Origin of the sequence: Mycobacterium ostraviense (assembly GCF_002705925.1) — a bacterium.
Classification (GTDB): Bacteria; Actinomycetota; Actinomycetes; order Mycobacteriales; family Mycobacteriaceae; genus Mycobacterium; species Mycobacterium ostraviense.
The window spans coordinates 1-400 of record NZ_NKRE01000067.1 but is presented as its reverse complement, the minus strand read 5'-3'; the positions used below and the strand labels follow the sequence as shown (position 1 = coordinate 400).

The 400-nt window shown below is 64.8% G+C and carries 1 protein-coding gene; it reads left to right on the top strand.

What is annotated here, in order from left to right; all coding sequences use genetic code 11:
- Nucleotides 1-82: 82 nt before the first annotated feature.
- Nucleotides 83-400: IS3 family transposase (locus tag CDN38_RS27945; RefSeq protein WP_142361398.1), on the top strand; the 318-nt coding region annotated here is incomplete at its 3' end.

The window sequence follows — 400 nt, the reverse complement described above, 5'->3', positions numbered from 1 at the left end:
TGCGTGCCGAGGTCGCTGAATTGAGGATGGAGCGTGATGTCCTCAAGCGATGCGTGGTCCTGTGGGTGAAGGAGGCGACGAAGTGAGCGTGGCACGTTTCATCGCCGACCAGAGGACCGACTTTCGGGTGCCGCATACGATCTGCTGTGCTCTGCTCGGGGTGAGCCTGGCGTGGTTCTACAAGTGGATCGCCCGGGCCAACAGCCCGGAGGCTGCAACCGGTTTGCACACCGAGCGGGATCGGCGCCGCGATGAAGTCGATCGCGCTGTCGCGGCTGCATTTACCGAGGCCAAGGGCCTGCATGGGTCACCGCGCTTGCACGCCGACCTGCGTGATCTGGGCTGGCAGGTGTCGGAGAAGACGGTGGCCGATTCGATGCGCCGCCAAGGGTTGGTGGCC